Source organism: Agromyces cavernae (assembly GCF_021044935.1).
In the GTDB taxonomy this organism is placed as follows: Bacteria; Actinomycetota; Actinomycetes; order Actinomycetales; family Microbacteriaceae; genus Agromyces; species Agromyces cavernae.
In genome coordinates this window covers 1,156,151-1,172,573 of record NZ_JAJNMP010000001.1, presented here as the reverse complement: position 1 = coordinate 1,172,573, position 16,423 = coordinate 1,156,151, and the positions used below count along the sequence as shown (strand labels likewise).

Genomic DNA, 16,423 nt, shown 5'->3' with positions numbered 1-16,423 from the left:
TCAATTCTAGGCGCGGCCGCTGACACCCTCCCTCCGCCGGTCGAGTAGCGCGAAGCGCGTATCGAGACCCGCACTGGTCTCGATACGCTCGCTTCGCTCGCTACTCGACCGGCGGAAGCGCCGCCGCCCGCACGTCGACCCCGAGGTCGGGGTGGTCGACGAAGATGCCGTCGACGCCCGTCGCCAGCACCTCGGCGAACTCGGCTGCCCAATCACCGTAGGCGGCGCGCACGCTGCTGCGGCGGAACCTCGGCTCGAGGAACCGATTCTCGGGGCGGAGGGTCCACGTGTACACCTCGAGGCCGGCGGCGTGCGCGGCCTCGACGAGTCGTGCCCCGGTCAGGGGCCCGGCGTGCGGGTTACCCGCGGCAGGGTCATCCGTCGCCTTCGACGCGGCGACGAGACGCGCCTTGCCGACGCTCACGCCGTCGAACCGCCCGCCGAGGGCCTCGAGCCCGGCGGCGGTGACGAACGCGTCGTACTTCGGCGCCCGGCGGCCCTGGTCGAGCACGAGATCCCACGGGGCCCCGCGGCCCTCGATGAGGAAGACCCGCTTGCCCCGGATGCCCCGAGCCCCGAGCCGGTCGAGCAGGGTCGGTTCGAACGCCTCCATGATGAGCCGGTCGTCGCCCGCGCCCCAGCCGGCGGCGTCGAGTTCGGCCGCGAACAGCTCGTCGAGCGGCAGCCCCAACGCCGCGAAATGGGCGGCGTGCTTGAACTCTGCGACCATGCGGATGAGCCGGCGCTGCTCGTCGGCGGCGGTGTCGATGAGCGCGAACAGCTCTCGTAACCGGATGATCGGGTAGCGCCCGTCGAAGCTCGCGCTCGCCTGCCTGAGGCCGCCGAGGCGCTCGCGTGCGCGCAGCGTCGAGAGCTCGGCCCAGGTGAAGTCCTCGGTGAACCACCCGGTGAGGGCGACGCCGTCGACCTCGCGCGTCGTGCGCCTGCCGGCGAATTCGGGCCGCGTCGCGACATCCGTCGTGCCCGAGATCTCGTTCTCGTGACGCAGGACGAGCACGCCGTCGCGCGTCGCGACGATGTCTGGCTCGACCGCGTCGGCGCCGAGCGCGAACGCGAGTTCGTAGGCCGAGCGGGTGTGCTCGGGACGGTAGCCGGACGCCCCGCGGTGGCCGATGACGAGTGGCGGCACTGCGGGCGTGGGCGGCATGCGCCCAGCGTAGCCAGCGGCGGGGAACGAGCAGGGGAATCCAACGCAAACTCGCGGCGTTGTCCCACCTATCGCGGGTAGATTGTTCTGAACGGCACGGATGCCGCATCCGCGCCGATCCCCCGCACCGAGCCCAGCCGAAAGCAGAGGAACCCATGGCTCTCGACAATCCCGCATTCGCGCGGAACTCCGCCTTCTCGCAGCAGGGAGCCGTGGCCGGAGCGCAAGACCTCTCGGCACAGCAACTGCAGGAGATGTACAACCAGCCCGCCACGCCGCCCGCCGGCGAGACGATGGCCATCGACACGACCATCCAGAAGTCGGTCGCGGGCTTCGGCCTGCTGCTCGTGGGTGCGGCCATCGGCTGGGTCACCGTGCAGTCGCTGCCGTTCCTGTGGATCGGCGCCGGCATCGTGGGCTTCGTGCTCGCCCTCGTGAACACGTTCAAGCGTGAGCCGTCGCCTGCGCTGATCCTCGCCTACGCAGGCGTGCAGGGCGTCTTCGTCGGCGGCATCTCGGCGTGGTACGAGATGTCCTTCGGCGGCGGCATCGTCGCGCAGGCCGTCATCGCCACCCTCGTGGTGGTCGGCGTCACGCTCGCGCTCTTCGCCTCGGGCAAGATCCGCGCGTCGAAGAAGGCCACGAAGATCTTCCTCATCGCCATGGTCGGGTACCTCGTGTTCTCGCTCGTGAACTTCGGCCTCATCCTGTTCGGTGCGACCGACGACCCGTGGGGGCTCCGCGGTCAGGACATCTTCGGTATCCCTCTCGGTCTGATCATCGGCGTCTTCGTCGTCATCATGGCGGCCTACTCGCTCGTGCTCGACTTCGACTTCATCCAGCAGGGCGTGCGCAACCGCGCCCCCAAGAAGTACGAGTGGATGGGCGTGTTCGGCATCATGGTCACGGTCATCTGGCTCTACCTCGAGATCCTGCGCATGCTCGCGATCATGCAGTCGAGCGACTGACTCCCCTCGTCGGTCGAGTAGGCGCGCAGCGCCGTATCGAGACCCGAACGGCCGCCTCCGGGCGGCCGTTCGTCGTTTCCACAGGGCTCTTCGTGCCCGGCACGTTGCTCGCCCGCGCGCCGAGTCGAAGGAGCAGCTGGGCCGACACGCCGGCTCGTGCCTCGACCGACTCGGCGTGTCGCCCGAATCTTCCTGCAATTCGTCATGAGCGGACTCGCTGAACTGGTCGGCGCCGAGCATTCAGCAGAGCCTTCCCAATGCACCCCCGACTGTGATGAGATTCTCGAGGCATCCCGCGGCGTTTCGCTCGGCGGCAGCCCGTCCCCTGCGACCCGAACACCCGGAGACCCGATTGCGCCGCCGCCCTTCACCTCGACCCGCTCTCCGACGCGCAGTTCGACCATTCGCGCTCCGCATTGCCGCGGTCATTGTGGTCGCGCTGGCCCTACCGCCCACGACGGCCGCCGTTGCAACAACCGCCGCACCCTCCGATCCCGAAGTGAGCGCTATCGCCGCCGGGACCGGATCGATCTCCGGAAAGGTCACCCTGAGCGACGGCAGGCCGCTGTCAGGCGGGAGGGTGTGGGCATGGGACCGGGCGAAGGTCTCACCCGTGACTGCGCGCACCGCCTCCGACGGGAGCTACAGCATCACCGGCCTCGCGCCCGGCTCGTACACACTCGAGTTCTCGCTCGGCGACCGCACGGATCTGGTCGACTACGTGCCCGAGTACTGGAAGGACACCTACTTCCAGTCGAAGGCCACATCCTTCTCCTTGGCGGCCGGTCAGGCGCTCACGGGCATGAATGCGCAGCTCGCGCTCGGATCCACGGTGTCGGGCAAGGTTCTCGGACCCGACGGAAAGCCGCCCGCCAGGGCCGACGTCGATGTCGTGGCCCTCGACGGGGAGACCCTCGATCTCGACAACACCGTCGGAAACGTCGCCGCCGATGGGACCTTCACGATCCGCGGCATCCCCGCCGGCACCTGGACGCTGCTGTTCTGGGGCAGGAGTCCAACCGGCGAGCCGTACGTCATCGAATACTGGGGCGACCGGCCGTACCGCTCGCAGGCGACCAGGATCACGTTCACGGCTGGGTCGATGCACACGGGCATGGACGCCAAGCTCGCCCGCGGGGCCACGATCTCAGGGCGCGTGACGGGCCCCCACGGCGAACCCGTCGCGGGTGCCGACGTGAACTTCGAATCCGCCCACTCCTGGGCGACGGGCGTAGCCGCGCAGGAGGCAGACGTCGGGTTCCACCGGACCGACGAGGACGGCTACTACACGATCCAGGGCGTGCCACCGGGCCTCTGGCGTCTCTACTTCTATCCGCCCGAGGGGTCGGGCCTCCGAATCGAATGGTGGAGCGATCGACCGTGGGGAAATCCGAACCCCATCCGAGTGCTTCCGCAGGCAACGGTGACCGGGAGAAACGCGAAGCTCACGTACGAGTCGAAGACGCACCCCTGGGGCAACGTCTCTCGCATCGCCGGCAGCGACCGCTATTCGACCGCGGCCCGGGTCTCCGCGTCGGAGTTCGCTCCCGGGGTTCCCGTGGCGTTCATTGCGAGCGGCGCAACCTTTCCCGACGCCCTCTCAGCCGCGCCGGTTGCGGCGACGTCGGGCGGACCGATCCTGCTCTCGCCCCAGAACTCGTTGCCCGATGTCGTCGCCGACGAACTCCGCCGTCTGAAGCCCAAGCGCATCGTAGTGCTCGGCGGAACCGGCGCGATCAGCGCCGCCGTCGCGATCAAGCTCGCCCTGCTCACCCCGGGCTCCATCACGCGAATCGGTGGCGCTGACCGTTATGCGACCTCTGCCGCCCTCTCGAAGTCGCGATTTGCACCGGGGGTACCAGTCGCCTACCTCACGAGCGGGTCGAAGTTCCCCGACGCCCTCTCCGCTGCACCTCACGCTGCGCTGAGCGACGGGCCGATCCTTCTGACTGGGGACGGCGACCGACTTCCGGCCGCCATTGTCGCCGAGCTGAAGCGTCTGAAACCCGAGTCCATCGAGATCATCGGCGGCGGTGTCGTCGGCCCGAATGCTCATACGCAACTCAATGCGCTCGTTCCCGGCTACACCCTTGGCACCCACGGCCGCGACCGCTACGAGACCTCCGCTCTCCTCTCCGACTGGTTCGACTACGGAGTCTCCGTGGCCTATGTCGCCAACGGCATGGAGTTCCCCGACGCACTCGCGGGCGGGCCGGTCGCCGGCATCAGCAGCGGGCCGGTGCTGCTCACGAGCCGCGACAGCCTGCCGAAGTCCGTCGCCGATGCGCTCAAGCGCCTGCGCCCCGACAAAATCGTGATCCTCGGTGGCACGGGCGCCGTCTCCGCCAAGGTCGAGTCCCAGCTCAAGGCGCTCTCCGGCTGAGCGCAGCGCCCGCGATCCGCGCCCCTCGCACCCTGAAGGGCGCCAGCCACGCGGCCGGCGCCCTTCGCGCACATCAGGGAGCACTCACTCCCACTCGATGGTCCCCGGCGGCTTCGACGTGACGTCGAGCACGACCCGGTTGACCTCGGGCACCTCGTTCGTGATGCGATTGCTGATACGGGCGAGCACGTCGTAGGGCAGCCGCGTCCAGTCCGCGGTCATCGCGTCTTCCGACGAGACCGGCCGCAGCACGATCGGGTGGCCGTAGGTGCGGCCGTCGCCCTGCACGCCCACCGAGCGCACGTCGGCGAGCAGCACGACCGGGCACTGCCAGATCTCGCTGTCCAAGCCTGCGTGAGTCAGCTCTTCACGCGCGATCGCGTCGGCCTGACGGAGCAGATCGAGACGCTCACGGGTAACCTCACCCACGATGCGGATGCCGAGGCCTGGCCCCGGAAACGGCTGGCGGCCGACGATCGCCTCGGGCAGGCCGAGCTCGCGTCCGATGGCGCGCACCTCGTCTTTGAAGAGCGTGCGCAGCGGCTCGACGAGCTCGAACTGCAGGTCTTCGGGCAGGCCGCCCACGTTGTGGTGCGACTTGATGTTCGCGGTGCCCGTGCCGCCGCCCGACTCGACCACGTCGGGGTAGAGCGTGCCCTGCACGAGGAACTTGATCGGCTCCCCCGAGGCGGCGGCCTCGGCGATGAGGTCGCGCTCGGCCTGCTCGAACGCACGGATGAACTCGCGCCCGATGATCTTGCGCTTCTCCTCGGGGTCGCTGACCCCGGCGAGCGCGTCGAGGAAGACATCGGCGGCGTCGACCGTGACGAGTCGCACTCCGGTGGCTGCCACGTAGTCCTGCTGCACCTGCTCGCGCTCGCCCTTGCGCAGGAGCCCGTGGTCGACGAAGACGGCGGTCAGCTGGTCGCCGACGGCCTGCTGCACGAGCGCCGTCGAGACCGCCGAGTCGACCCCGCCCGACAGCGCCGAGATCACGCGCGCCGAGCCCACCTGCTCGCGGATGCGCGCGACCTGCTCGGCGATGACGTTGCCCGAGTTCCAGTCGGCGGGGATGCCGGCGGCGCGGTGCAGGAAGTTCTCGATGACCTGCTGGCCGAACGCCGAGTGCTTCACCTCGGGGTGCCACTGCACGCCGTAGAAGCCCTGCTCGTCGTTCGCGAAGGCCGCGACGGGCGTCGTGGCGGTCGAGGCGAGCACCTCGAATCCCTCGGGCGCCCTCGACACCGAGTCGCCGTGGCTCATCCACACGATCTGCGCCTCGGGCTGGCCCGCGAGCAGCGCGTTGTCGTCGTCGGTGCGCGCGGTGACGGCGGTCGAACCGTACTCGCGGTGGCCGGTGTGCGCGACCTCGCCGCCGAGCTGCTGCGCCATGACCTGGAAGCCGTAGCAGATGCCGAGCGTCGGCACCCCGAGCCGCAGGATGCCCTCGTCGAGCGCGGGCGCGCCTGCCTCGTAGACCGACGACGGCCCGCCCGAGAGCACGATGCCCACCGGGTTCTTGGCCGCGACCTCGGCTGCCGTGATCGTGTGCGGCACGATCTCGGAGTACACGGATGCCTCGCGCACGCGCCGCGCGATGAGCTGGGCGTACTGCGCGCCGAAGTCGACGACGAGCACCGGCCGCTGTTCGGTCGACGGCTGCTGCGGTTCGGTCACTGCTGTGCCTCCACGGATTCGGCGGTGCTGGACGGGACGGCCTGGCTCGCGTCATCCGTTGACGCCTCGGGCTCACGCGACGCGAGGTACGCACGCACCTCGCGCCCGATGCGCGCCTCGAGGAAGAACGAAAGGAACGGGATGATGCCGCCGAGCGCGATGAGGATGAAGCGCGGGAACCGCCAGCGCATGAGGCTCCAGAGGCGGAAGTCGCTGAACAGGTACAGCACGTAGAACCAGCCGTGGGCGATGAGGATGCCGGTCGAGAGGTTGACCGCGGTCACCGTGTCGACCGGCACGAACGCGAGGAACCCCTGCGGCCCGGCGAGCTCGAGCTCGAGCCCGAAGGCGTACTTCATGATCATCTCTGCGCAGAGCAGCAGCAGCATGACACCGGTGATGACCGAGGCGACCTGGTAGAGGCGAAGCGCCCCGCGGATGCGCGGCAGATCGGCGAGTTTGGGCTCGAGGGGCATGCGAACAGTCTACGTGCCGCGTGCGGGCGCGAGACCGCGCAGCATGCGGCGCACCATGTCGACCGCCGCATCGATGCCCCGCTCGGGGTCGTGGGCGCGCGCGTTCACGAGCGCGACCTCGTTGAGCGCGCCCGACAGCAGTGCGGTCACCGTGTCGAGTTCCCGATCCTCGATGACGCCGGCCTCGACGAGTTCGGCCACCCCGGCATCGAGGTGCCGCGCGCTCGTATCGAGGTCGCCGTCGCGCCAGGCATCCCAGCCGAGGACCGCGGGCCCGTCGACGAGCAGGATCCGCCGGACCTCGGGCGCGAGACTCGCCTCGAGGAACGCGCGGCAGCCGGCGAGGAAATCGTCGAGCACGTCGTCGTGCCCGGATGCCGCGTGCTCGACGGCCTCGGCCACCCCCGCCTGCGCCTGCTCGACGACGGCTCGGAACAGCCCCTGCTTGTTGCCGAAGTGGTGGTAGAGGGCTCCTCGCGTGAGCCCGGCTTCGGCGACGAGGTCCTCGAGCGCGACGCCGGCGTAGCCCGACTCCGCGAAGCTGCGTGTCGCGATGCGCACGATCTCGGCGCGAGTGCGGTCGCGCTGTTCGGCCTTCGTCGCCATCGGGACCCTTCTCGAAGCACTTGACATACACACTGTACGTCAGTCAGAGTAGCAATACATACAGACTGTACGTATCTTTACGATGACGTACCGACGAAGGGACCGACCGATGCTCCGCAGCTGCTACCCCGTCCTCTGCACCCCCGATGTCGCCGCGAGCGCGTCGTTCTACCGAGAGCACTTCGGATTCGAGTCGGCGTTCGAGGCTGACTGGTACGTGAGCCTTCGGCACCCCGACTCGGGCGACGAGCTCGCCCTGCTCGACCTCGCTCACCCATCGATGCCGGCCGGCTACGGCGAGGCTGCGCGGGGTGTGCTCGTGAATCTCGAACTCGACGACGTCGACGCCGTCGCGGCCCGGCTCGAGGCGGCCGGCGTACCGGTCGTGCAGCCGCTGCGCAGCGAGCCGTTCGGCCAGCGCCACGTGATCGTCCGCGACCCTGGCGGCGCGCTCGTCGACGTCATCACCGAGATCCCGCCGGCACCCGAATTCGCCGAGGCGTTCGGCATCGACGCCTGAATCCCGCGGTCCGCGAGGCATCCGGTCGACGGATCAGGATGCGTCGACGAGCTCCCGCGGAACGACGAACACGTCCACGAGCGCGCCGTTGCGCCAGACCGTCATCTCGACCTGGCGATCGATCGCGTCCTCGACCATCAGCCGCTGGATCGACGTCGACGTCACCACGTCGTTCCCGTCGAGCGAGACCACGATGTCGCCGCGGTGGATGTCCGCGAGCGCGGCAGGGCTGTCGGGGGCGACGCCCGCCACCTGCAATCCGGTCGGCGAACCGATGCGCGCCGCGAGCTCGGGCGCGAGCTGCACCTTCGCCCCGACGATGCCGAGCCACGCCCGCCGCACGCGGCCGGTGCGCGTGAGTGTGGCGATGATGTCGCGCGTCGCTCGGTTGATCGGCACCGCGAGCCCGAGTCCGATGCCGGCGACGGCGGTGTTGACGCCCACCATGCGGCCTGCACCGTCGGCGAGCACACCACCCGAATTGCCGGGGTTCAGCGCTGCGTCGGTCTGGATCACCTCGTCGATCACGCGGCCCGACGCCGTCGGCAGTGATCGGCCGAGGTTCGAGACGATGCCGGCGGTCACACTGCCCGCGAGGCCCATGGGGTTGCCGAGCGCCACGACGAGCTGCCCCACCCGCAGTCCCGCCGCATCGCCGAGAGGAACCGGACGCGGAACCGGGCCACGCGCGCGCAGCACGGCGAGGTCGGAGAGCACGTCGCGGCCGACCACGTCGACGCCCACGGCGGTCCCGTCGCCGAACGTCGCCTCGGCGGACCGTGCACCCGCGACGACGTGGGCGCTCGTCAGGAGCACCCCGTCGTCGGATATGACGCTCGCGCTCCCGGCGCCCTCGCCCCGCGACGTGCGCACGGCGAGGCTCGCGACGCTCGGCAGCATGGTGCTCGCCACGCGAGTGACGACCGCGGAGTATGCGTCGAGCGGATCCTCGTTGCTCGGGGCTTCGGTGCTCACACGCCAATCATCCGCCCGCAGACCGTCATGTCGGCCGCGGTTCGCCCGAGGCGGAATCGCTCAGGAATCCGCCTTGGGCCCGACCGGTTCGGTTCGCCCGGCTCCGGAGTCGGCTTCGGCCTCGGCCGCCTCCTCACGCTCGCGCTCGACGGCGTCGCGCACGAGCCGGTACCAGAGGTACACGGCGAAGCCGGCGAACACGACCCACTCGACGGCGTAGAAGATGTTGAGCCAGTTCAGCTCGACCGACTGCTCTGGTGGCGGCGAGGAGATCGCGTCGAGCCCCACGACCGGTTCGGCCGAGGTCACGTAACCGAAGTACACCGGACGGTCGTCGTAGTCGGCCCACAGGTTGATGAGCTGCGCGACCGCGACCGTCGTCATGGCGAACGGGTCGCCGCCTTCGTCGGGCACCACCGGCGCCTCGCTCGGCAGGAAGCGCCCGGTCACGGTGACGACCTCGGTGGGGGCGACGCCGGCGTCGAAGCGATCGGCGGCGTCGCGCGCGGTCTGCTCGTCGGCCGCCCAACCGAGGGCGACGGGCAGACCGCCGGCAGGGCCATCCGTCACCTCGAGGTGCGCGACCGGCCAGAATCCGGCGACGCCGTCGTTCAACCGGCCCTCGACGAGGACGGTGTCGCCGGGCACGAACGTGCCCGACACCTCGACCATCTGGCCGGTGGCGGACTGCTCGGTCGGCTTGTCGGGCACCGCGAGACCCGAGAACGGCCGGATGTCTTCGGTGGGCCGCTCCTCGACGGTCGCCTGCACGACCGCACGTTCGACCTGCCACTGGCCGAGCGCCGCGAACGCGGCGGCGATGCCGAGGGCGAGCAGCAGCGCCAGCACCCACCGGGGGCGCAACATCATCTTGAGCATCAGGCGTCGGGACTCTCGTCGGGGCGTTCAGCGGGCCTGACGGCGAGACCGTCGCCGTGACGAACCGCTCGGAACAACGCGTCGATTCCCTGCGCGGGACCCGCCGCCACAATCGTGTCGCCCGCACGGACGACGAAGTCGCCGTTCGGCGACGGGTGCGCGTGGTCGCCGCGCACGAGCGCCACGAGGGCGACCCCGTCGACGGCGGGCACCACGCCGATGGGCCGATCGACGATCGCGTCATGCTCGTCGATCGCGAACCAGTCGATGGGCAGCCCGGGCAGGTCGTCGAGCTCGGCGATGGACTCGACCACGCGGGTGCCGCCGAGCAGTTCGGCGAGGGTGCGGGCCTCGTCTTCGTCGAGGCGCAGGGTCACTGCGTGACGGTCGCCTCGCCCGTGACGGGCGACGAGGTCGCTCGAGCCCGTGCGGTGCGCGACGACCGCGAGCTCGACCCCGTCGACCGTCGCGAACGAATGCATCACGCCGATTCCGGGCAGGGTGACCCGGCGAACCTCGACCATGCCTCCAGTCTAGGCGGGCGGTGCTCCGCCGACCGCCCGCGGGCGCCCTGCCTCGACCCGAGGCGCGGGCGCCGGCGCCGACGGTGCGCCTCAGTCGACCTTGACGATGTCGGGCGCCTCGAGTCGCACGCGGTCGGCCGACTCGTCATCGGGCTGCTCCTGGGAGGCGCGCTCGGCGGCCACGCGCTGCAGGTAGCGCTCGACCTCGAGGGTCTCACGCGCCTTGTCCCACCCGAGCACCCGACCCATGAGCTTCGCCGCGACGGGCGCGGCCGAGACGCCCCGGTCCCATGCCTCGATCGAGATGCGGGTGCGACGTGCGAGCACGTCGTCGAGGTGCAGCGCACCCTCGTGCGATGCCGCGTAGACGACCTCGGCGCCGAGGTAGTCGTCGGCACCCGGCAGCGGTTCGCCGAGCTTCGGATCCGACCGGATGAGGTCGAGCAGCTCGTCGGTGAGCGTGCCGTACCGGTTCAGGAGGTGTTCGATGCGCACCTTGTGCACGTCGAACGCGCGGGCGATCTTTCCGCGCTTGTTCCAGGCGGCCTGGTACCCCTCGGCTCCGAGCAACGGGATGTCCTGCGTGGTCGACGGCGGCACCTTGCCGTCGAGCGCGTCGACGGCGGCGTCGATCGCGTCCTTCGCCATGACCCGGTAGGTCGTCCACTTGCCTCCGGCGATCACGACGAGCCCGGGCACCGTGTGCGCCACGAGGTGTTCGCGCGAGAGCTTCGAGGTCTGGTCGCTCTCACCCGCGAGCAGCGGGCGCAGGCCGGCGAACACGCCCTCGACGTCTTCGCGGGAGAGCGGCACCGCCAGCACCGCGTTCACGTGCTCGAGCAGGTAGTCGATGTCGGCGGCCGTCGCCGCCGGATGGGCCTTATCGAGATTCCAGTCGGTGTCGGTCGTGCCGATGATCCAGTGCCGGCCCCACGGGATGATGAAGAGCACGCTCTTCTCGGTGCGGAAGATCATTCCCATGGCCGACTGGATGCGGTCGCGAGGCACCACGAGGTGGATCCCCTTCGACGCGCGCACCTTGAAGGTGCCGCGCTCGCCGACCATGCGCTGGGTGTCGTCGGTCCAGACTCCGGTGGCGTTCACAACCTGCTTGGCGCGCACCTCGAAGCGCTCGCCGGTCTGCAGGTCGTGCGCCTTCACGCCGACCACGCGCTCGCCGACCTTGAGGAACCCGTCGACCTTCACTCGGCTCGCGACGTGCGCGCCGTAGAACGACGCCGTGCGTGCGAGCGATGCGACATAGCGGGCGTCGTCGACCTGGGCGTCGTAGTACGTGAGCCCGCCGACGAGGGTGTTCGGGGCGAGTGATGGGATCGCCTTGTGCACCTGGCGCCTCGTGAGGTGCCGGTGGTGCGGTACGCCCGGGGGGCGCCCGCCGGTGTAGCTGAAGATGTCGTAGAGCATCATGCCCGCGCCCACGTAGAGCCGCTCGAAGAAGCGCGTCTTCACCGGGTAGAGGAACCGCACGGGCTTGACGAGGTGCGGCGCGAGCCGCTGCAGCAGCAGGCCGCGTTCGATGAGCGCCTCGCGCACGAGCCTGAAGTCGAGCTGTTCGAGGTAGCGGATGCCTCCATGCACGAGCTTCGACGATCGACTCGAGGTTCCGGACGCCCAGTCGCGCGCCTCGAGCAGCCCCGTCGAGAGACCGCGAGTGACCGCGTCGAGCGCCGAGCCGGTGCCGACGATGCCGCCGCCCACCACGAGGATGTCGAGTTCTTTCTCTTTCAGCCGCGCGATCGCGGCCTCGCGCTCGTCGGGCCCGAGCTTGCTCGAACGCGTCACCGACTTCAGTCTCGCCATCGTGCCACCTCATCCCCGCGGCCTCGCGGCCGCGCCGCGTGATCGATTCCCACGCTACCCGAGCTTGTGCGGGTTGAGGAGGCCGCGGAGCGCCGGTCTCGAAACCGGTGGGTTGAGGAGGCCGCGGAGCGCCGGTCTCGAAACCGGTGGGCTGAGGAGGCGCGCAGCGCCGTCTCGAAACCGGCGGGCGCCTACGATCCCAGGTACGGCTCGACGATGACCTCGACGCGCTGGAACTCCTTCAGGTCGGAGTACCCGGTGGTCGCCATCGAGCGGCGCAGCGCGCCCACGAGGTTCGCCGTGCCGTCGGCCGCGGGAGCGGGGCCGTACAGCACCGCTTCGAGCGACGCGACCTGACCGACGTGCACCCGCTTGCCACGAGGCAGCTTCGAGTGGTGCGCCTCGGCGCCCCAGTGGTAGCCGCCGCCGGGCGCATCGGTCGCGCGCGCGAGCGCCGCACCGAGCATGACCGCATCGGCACCGCACGCGATGGCCTTGACGATGTCGCCGGATGCCCCGACCCCGCCGTCGGCGATGACGTGCACGTAGCGCCCGCCCGACTCGTCGAGGTAGTCGCGGCGCGCACCTGCCACGTCGGCGACCGCGGTCGCCATGGGGGCGTGGATGCCGAGCGTGGCCCGCGTGGTCGAGGCCGCTCCCCCGCCGAAGCCGACGAGCACGCCCGCGGCACCCGTGCGCATGAGGTGCAGGGCCGCCGTGTAGGTGGCGGCACCGCCGACGATGACGGGGACGTCGAGCTCGTAGATGAACTTCTTGAGGTTCAGCGGCTCTTGGTTCTTCGACACGTGCTCGGCCGAGACCGTGGTGCCGCGGATGACGAACAGGTCGACGCCCGCGGCGACGACGGTCGCGTAGAGCTCCTGCGTGCGCTGGGGCGAGAGCGCTCCGGCGACCGTGACGCCCGCAGCGCGGATCTCGGCGAGTCGTGCGGTGACGAGCTCGGGCTTGATCGGCTCGGCGTACAGCTGCTGCATGCGCTCGGTCGCCTGCTCAGGCGCGAGGTTGCGGATCTCGGCGAGCACCGGCTCGGGGTCTTCGTACCGCGTCCAGAGACCCTCGAGGTCGAGCACGCCGAGCCCGCCGAGCTTGCCCATCATGATCGCCGTCTGCGGCGAGACCACGGAGTCCATGGGGGCGGCGAGGAACGGGATGTCGAACTGGTAGGCGTCGATCGACCAGCTCACCGAGACGTCTTCGGGGTCGCGGGTGCGACGGCTCGGCACGATCGCGATGTCGTCGAACGCATAGACTCGACGGCCCCGCTTGGAGCGGCCGATCTCGATCTCCTGGGTCACCGTTCAACCCTATCGAACCCGTGCGACGCGCCCCTCGTCCCAGACCGGGACATCCGTCTCGGCGACCTCGCCGTCACTGCGGAACACGACGAACCGATCGAAGCTGCGCGTGAACCAGCGGTCGTGGGTGACCGCGAGCACGGTGCCGTCGAAGCGCAGGAGCGCGTCCTCGAGCGCCTCGGCCGAGACGAGGTCGAGGTTGTCGGTGGGCTCGTCCAGCAGCAGCAGCGTGGCACCCGAGAGCTCGAGGATGAGGATCTGCAGGCGCGCCTGCTGGCCCCCCGAAAGCGACTCGAAGCGCTGCTGCGCCGCTCCCGCGAGCCCATACCGGTCGAGCGCCGAGCTCGCCGCCTCGCGGGCCATGCCGTCGCGGTTGGCGTCGCCGCGATGCAGGATGTCGAGCAGGGTGCGCCCGCGGAACTCGGGATGCTCGTGGTTCTGCGCGAACCACCCGGGCACGACACGCGCCCCGAGCACCGCCCGGCCCTCGTGCGGCACCCGCGTGAGCGTCTCGCCGACGGTCGTGACGTGTCCGAGCGTGCGGTCGGGCTCGGTGCCGCCACCCGCGAGCAGTCGCAGGAAGTGCGACTTGCCCGAACCGTTCGACCCGAGCACCGCCACCCGGTCGCCGTACCAGACCTCGAGGTCGAACGGGCTCATGAGCCCGGTGAGCTCGAGGCCCTCGCACACCACGGAGCGCTTGCCCGTGCGGGCGCCGCGCAGCCGCATCGAGACGGCCTGCGCTGGTGGGCGCTCCTCGGGCGGTCCGGCCTCCTCGAACTTGCGCAACCGGGTGATCGCAGCCTGGTACCGCGATGCCATGCCGTCGTTGTAGGTCGCCTTCACCTTGAGCGTCGCGACGAGCTGCTTGAGCGCCGCGTGCTGCTCGTCCCAGCGTCGGCGCAGCTCGTCGAGCCGCGCGAAGCGGTCGTCGCGGGCCGCATGGTACCCCTCGAAGCTGCCGCCGTGCACCCATGCCGTGTTCCCGGCCGCACCGACCTCGAGCGTCACGATGCGGTCGGCCGCCCGCGCGAGCAGCTCGCGGTCGTGCGAGACGAGCATCACGGTCTTCGCCGTCGCGCGCAGCTGCGCCTCGAGCCAGCGCTTGCCGGGCACGTCGAGCGAGTTGTCGGGCTCATCGAGCAGCAGCACCTGCTCGGGCCCCCGCAGCAGCGCCTCGAGCGCCAGGCGCTTCTGCTCGCCGCCTGACAGCGTGGAGAGCTCGCGCCACTTCGCACGCTCGAATGGGATGCCGAGCGCCGCCATCGTGCAGTGGTCCCAGACGACCTCCTGGTCGTACCCACCGGCCTCGGCGTACTCGGCGAGCGCGGTCGCGTAGCGCATCTGCGTCTCGGTGTCGTCGAATTCGATGAGCGCGTTCTCGGATGCCTCGAGCTCGAGTGCCGCGTCGCGCACGCGTCGCGGCGCCACCGAGACGAGCAGGCCCGCCACGGTCTCGTCGGCGCCCGCGACCGTTCGGCCCGTGCCCACGAACTGGTCCATCACCCCCAGCCCTCCGTCGACCTGCACGCTGCCCTCGTCGGGCCGGAGGTCGCCGCGGATGATGCGCAGCAGCGTCGACTTGCCCGCGCCGTTCGCGCCGATGAGCGCGGTCGTGCGCCCCTCGGTCACGCGGAACGCGAGGTCGGCAAGCAGCGGCCGCCCGTCGGGGAGCGAGAAGGAGACGCCGTTGACGTCGATGAAGCCCATGCGTGTGATTCCGTTCGATTCGCGACATCCGCCGCGGCGCACTGAGGCAGCCGATCAGCCTATCGCGTGGTGCGCCGCCGTGCCACTCCGCTCGCTTCTGCGGCAAGCTGGAGTCATGCATCGCATCGCAGCTGAGCCGCTCGACGTCCTCCGCAACCGCACGAGCGCGAAGTGGCGCAGTTACGCCGACGATGTGCTGCCGCTGCCCGTCGCCGAGATGGACTACCCCCTCGCCGAGCCGATCGCGGCCGCGCTGCAGGCCGCCATCCGGCGCTCCGACACGGGGTACCACGCGGGCAGCCGGCCTGTCGCCGACGCCTTCCAAGGCTTCGCCTCGACCCGGCTCGGCTGGCAGGTCGACCCCGCCCGCGTGACGTGCACCGCCGACGTCAGCATGGGCATCGTCGAGGTGCTGCGACGAGTCACGAGCCCCGGCGACGGGGTGATCATCACGCCGCCCATCTACCCGCCGTTCTTCGATCTCGTCACCGAGGCGTCGGCCGTCGTCGTCGACGTGCCCATGTTCGGCGGCATCGACGAGGGCTGGTCGCTCGACCTCGAGGGCATCGATGCCGCGTTCGCCGCCGGGGCGAAGGCGATGGTGCTGTGCAACCCCCACAACCCGATCGGCCTCGTGCCCTCTGCGTCGCAGCTGGCCTCGCTCGCCGAGATCGCCGCCCGGCACGGGGCGACGATCGTGTCCGACGAGGTGCACGGGCCGCTCGTGCAGCCCGGCGTCGACTACACGCCGTTCCTCATGGTGTCCGACGCGGCCCGCGAGCACGGCGTCGCCATCACGTCGGCGTCGAAGTCGTTCAACATCCCCGGGCTGAAGGCGGCGCTCATCGTCACCGCGAGCGAGCGGGGCGACCGGGTGCGCACGGCCCTGCCGTACGAGGTCGAGTGGCGAATGGGGCAGTTCGGCGCGATCGCCTCGATCGCCGCGTTCACCCAGGGTGGGCGCTGGCTCGACGGCGTGCTCGGCAGCCTCGACGACAACCGGCGTCTGCTCGCCGACCTCATCAGCGAGGAGCTGCCGGGCGTGCGCTACCGCATGCCCGACGCGACGTACCTCGCGTGGCTCGACCTGTCGGCGCTGGGCTGGGGCGACAACCCCGCCAGGTACGCGCTCGAGCACGCGAAGGTGGCGCTCGGCATCGGCACCGAGTTCGGGGCGACCGTCGGCCGCGGACACGTGCGGCTCAACTTCGCGTGCACGCCCGAGGTGCTCGACGAGGCGATCACCCGTCTCGCCGAGGCGAGGACCGAATCGTGACGTCGCGCACTCGAGACTGACCGCGGCACGCTTCGCAACGCTGGCGCGTCGCGAGCGCTACGGCTGCCGCCCTCCTGCAGGAAGCGCGTCGCTCCGCGCCCCGCTGACCTGCAGCGCGCACGCT

14 protein-coding genes are annotated in these 16,423 nt (G+C 70.5%); 4 read left to right on the top strand and 10 right to left on the bottom strand.

Features of this window, described 5'->3' with window-relative positions:
• Positions 1-100: 100 nt before the first annotated feature.
• Positions 101-1,168, bottom strand: coding sequence for a glycerophosphodiester phosphodiesterase family protein (locus LQ757_RS05460; protein WP_231046158.1), 1,068 nt, complete (start codon positions 1,166-1,168; stop codon positions 101-103).
• A gap of 155 nt (positions 1,169-1,323) precedes the next feature.
• Here LQ757_RS05460 and LQ757_RS05455 point away from each other — a divergent pair, with 155 nt between their 5' ends.
• A complete protein-coding gene (locus tag LQ757_RS05455) occupies positions 1,324-2,136 on the top strand; it encodes a Bax inhibitor-1/YccA family protein (protein ID WP_231046157.1) in 813 nt (270 codons plus the stop codon).
• A gap of 499 nt (positions 2,137-2,635) precedes the next feature.
• Positions 2,636-4,519: a cell wall-binding repeat-containing protein gene (locus LQ757_RS05450; protein WP_231046156.1), complete on the top strand. Its 1,884-nt coding sequence runs from the start codon at positions 2,636-2,638 to the stop codon at positions 4,517-4,519.
• Between the two features lie 84 nt (positions 4,520-4,603).
• On the opposite strand, the gene guaA is transcribed toward LQ757_RS05450, so the two are convergent.
• Genes guaA through LQ757_RS05435 form a run of 3 tightly spaced genes read right to left on the bottom strand, consistent with a single transcriptional unit; the run spans position 4,604 to position 7,278 of the window.
• Complete coding sequence (guaA, locus tag LQ757_RS05445; RefSeq protein WP_231046155.1) at positions 4,604-6,196, bottom strand: glutamine-hydrolyzing GMP synthase; 1,593 nt, start codon at positions 6,194-6,196, stop codon at positions 4,604-4,606.
• Positions 6,193-6,672, bottom strand: coding sequence for a DUF3817 domain-containing protein (locus tag LQ757_RS05440; RefSeq protein WP_231046154.1), 480 nt, complete (start codon positions 6,670-6,672; stop codon positions 6,193-6,195). Before LQ757_RS05440 ends, guaA begins: the two co-directional genes overlap by 4 nt.
• 9 nt (positions 6,673-6,681) lie before the next feature.
• A complete protein-coding gene (locus LQ757_RS05435) occupies positions 6,682-7,278 on the bottom strand; it encodes a TetR/AcrR family transcriptional regulator (RefSeq protein WP_231046153.1) in 597 nt (198 codons plus the stop codon).
• A 109-nt stretch (positions 7,279-7,387) separates the two neighbouring features.
• Here LQ757_RS05435 and LQ757_RS05430 point away from each other — a divergent pair, with 109 nt between their 5' ends.
• Complete coding sequence (locus LQ757_RS05430) at positions 7,388-7,798, top strand: VOC family protein (protein ID WP_231046152.1); 411 nt, start codon at positions 7,388-7,390, stop codon at positions 7,796-7,798.
• A gap of 33 nt (positions 7,799-7,831) precedes the next feature.
• Here LQ757_RS05430 and LQ757_RS05425 read toward each other — a convergent pair whose 3' ends face one another.
• The 6 genes from LQ757_RS05425 to LQ757_RS05400 form a co-directional block, all read right to left on the bottom strand.
• On the bottom strand, positions 7,832-8,698 hold the full coding sequence (locus LQ757_RS05425) for a S1C family serine protease (protein ID WP_231046324.1): 867 nt from the start codon (positions 8,696-8,698) through the stop codon (positions 7,832-7,834).
• Between the two features lie 135 nt (positions 8,699-8,833).
• A complete protein-coding gene (locus LQ757_RS05420) occupies positions 8,834-9,652 on the bottom strand; it encodes an SURF1 family protein (RefSeq protein ID WP_231046151.1) in 819 nt (272 codons plus the stop codon).
• The gene (locus tag LQ757_RS05415) at positions 9,652-10,176 is read right to left on the bottom strand and encodes a cation:proton antiporter regulatory subunit (protein WP_231046150.1); all 525 of its coding nucleotides are present in this window, start codon (positions 10,174-10,176) and stop codon (positions 9,652-9,654) included. Before LQ757_RS05415 ends, LQ757_RS05420 begins: the two co-directional genes overlap by 1 nt.
• A gap of 90 nt (positions 10,177-10,266) precedes the next feature.
• Complete coding sequence (locus tag LQ757_RS05410; protein ID WP_231046149.1) at positions 10,267-11,997, bottom strand: glycerol-3-phosphate dehydrogenase/oxidase; 1,731 nt, start codon at positions 11,995-11,997, stop codon at positions 10,267-10,269.
• A 191-nt stretch (positions 11,998-12,188) separates the two neighbouring features.
• Positions 12,189-13,313, bottom strand: coding sequence for a GuaB3 family IMP dehydrogenase-related protein (locus tag LQ757_RS05405; RefSeq protein ID WP_231046148.1), 1,125 nt, complete (start codon positions 13,311-13,313; stop codon positions 12,189-12,191).
• Between the two features lie 9 nt (positions 13,314-13,322).
• On the bottom strand, positions 13,323-15,023 hold the full coding sequence (locus LQ757_RS05400; RefSeq protein ID WP_231046147.1) for an ABC-F family ATP-binding cassette domain-containing protein: 1,701 nt from the start codon (positions 15,021-15,023) through the stop codon (positions 13,323-13,325).
• Between the two features lie 115 nt (positions 15,024-15,138).
• Between LQ757_RS05400 and LQ757_RS05395 the strand changes: the two genes are divergently transcribed.
• Positions 15,139-16,299: a MalY/PatB family protein gene (locus LQ757_RS05395; RefSeq protein ID WP_231046146.1), complete on the top strand. Its 1,161-nt coding sequence runs from the start codon at positions 15,139-15,141 to the stop codon at positions 16,297-16,299.
• Positions 16,300-16,423 lie beyond the last annotated feature (124 nt).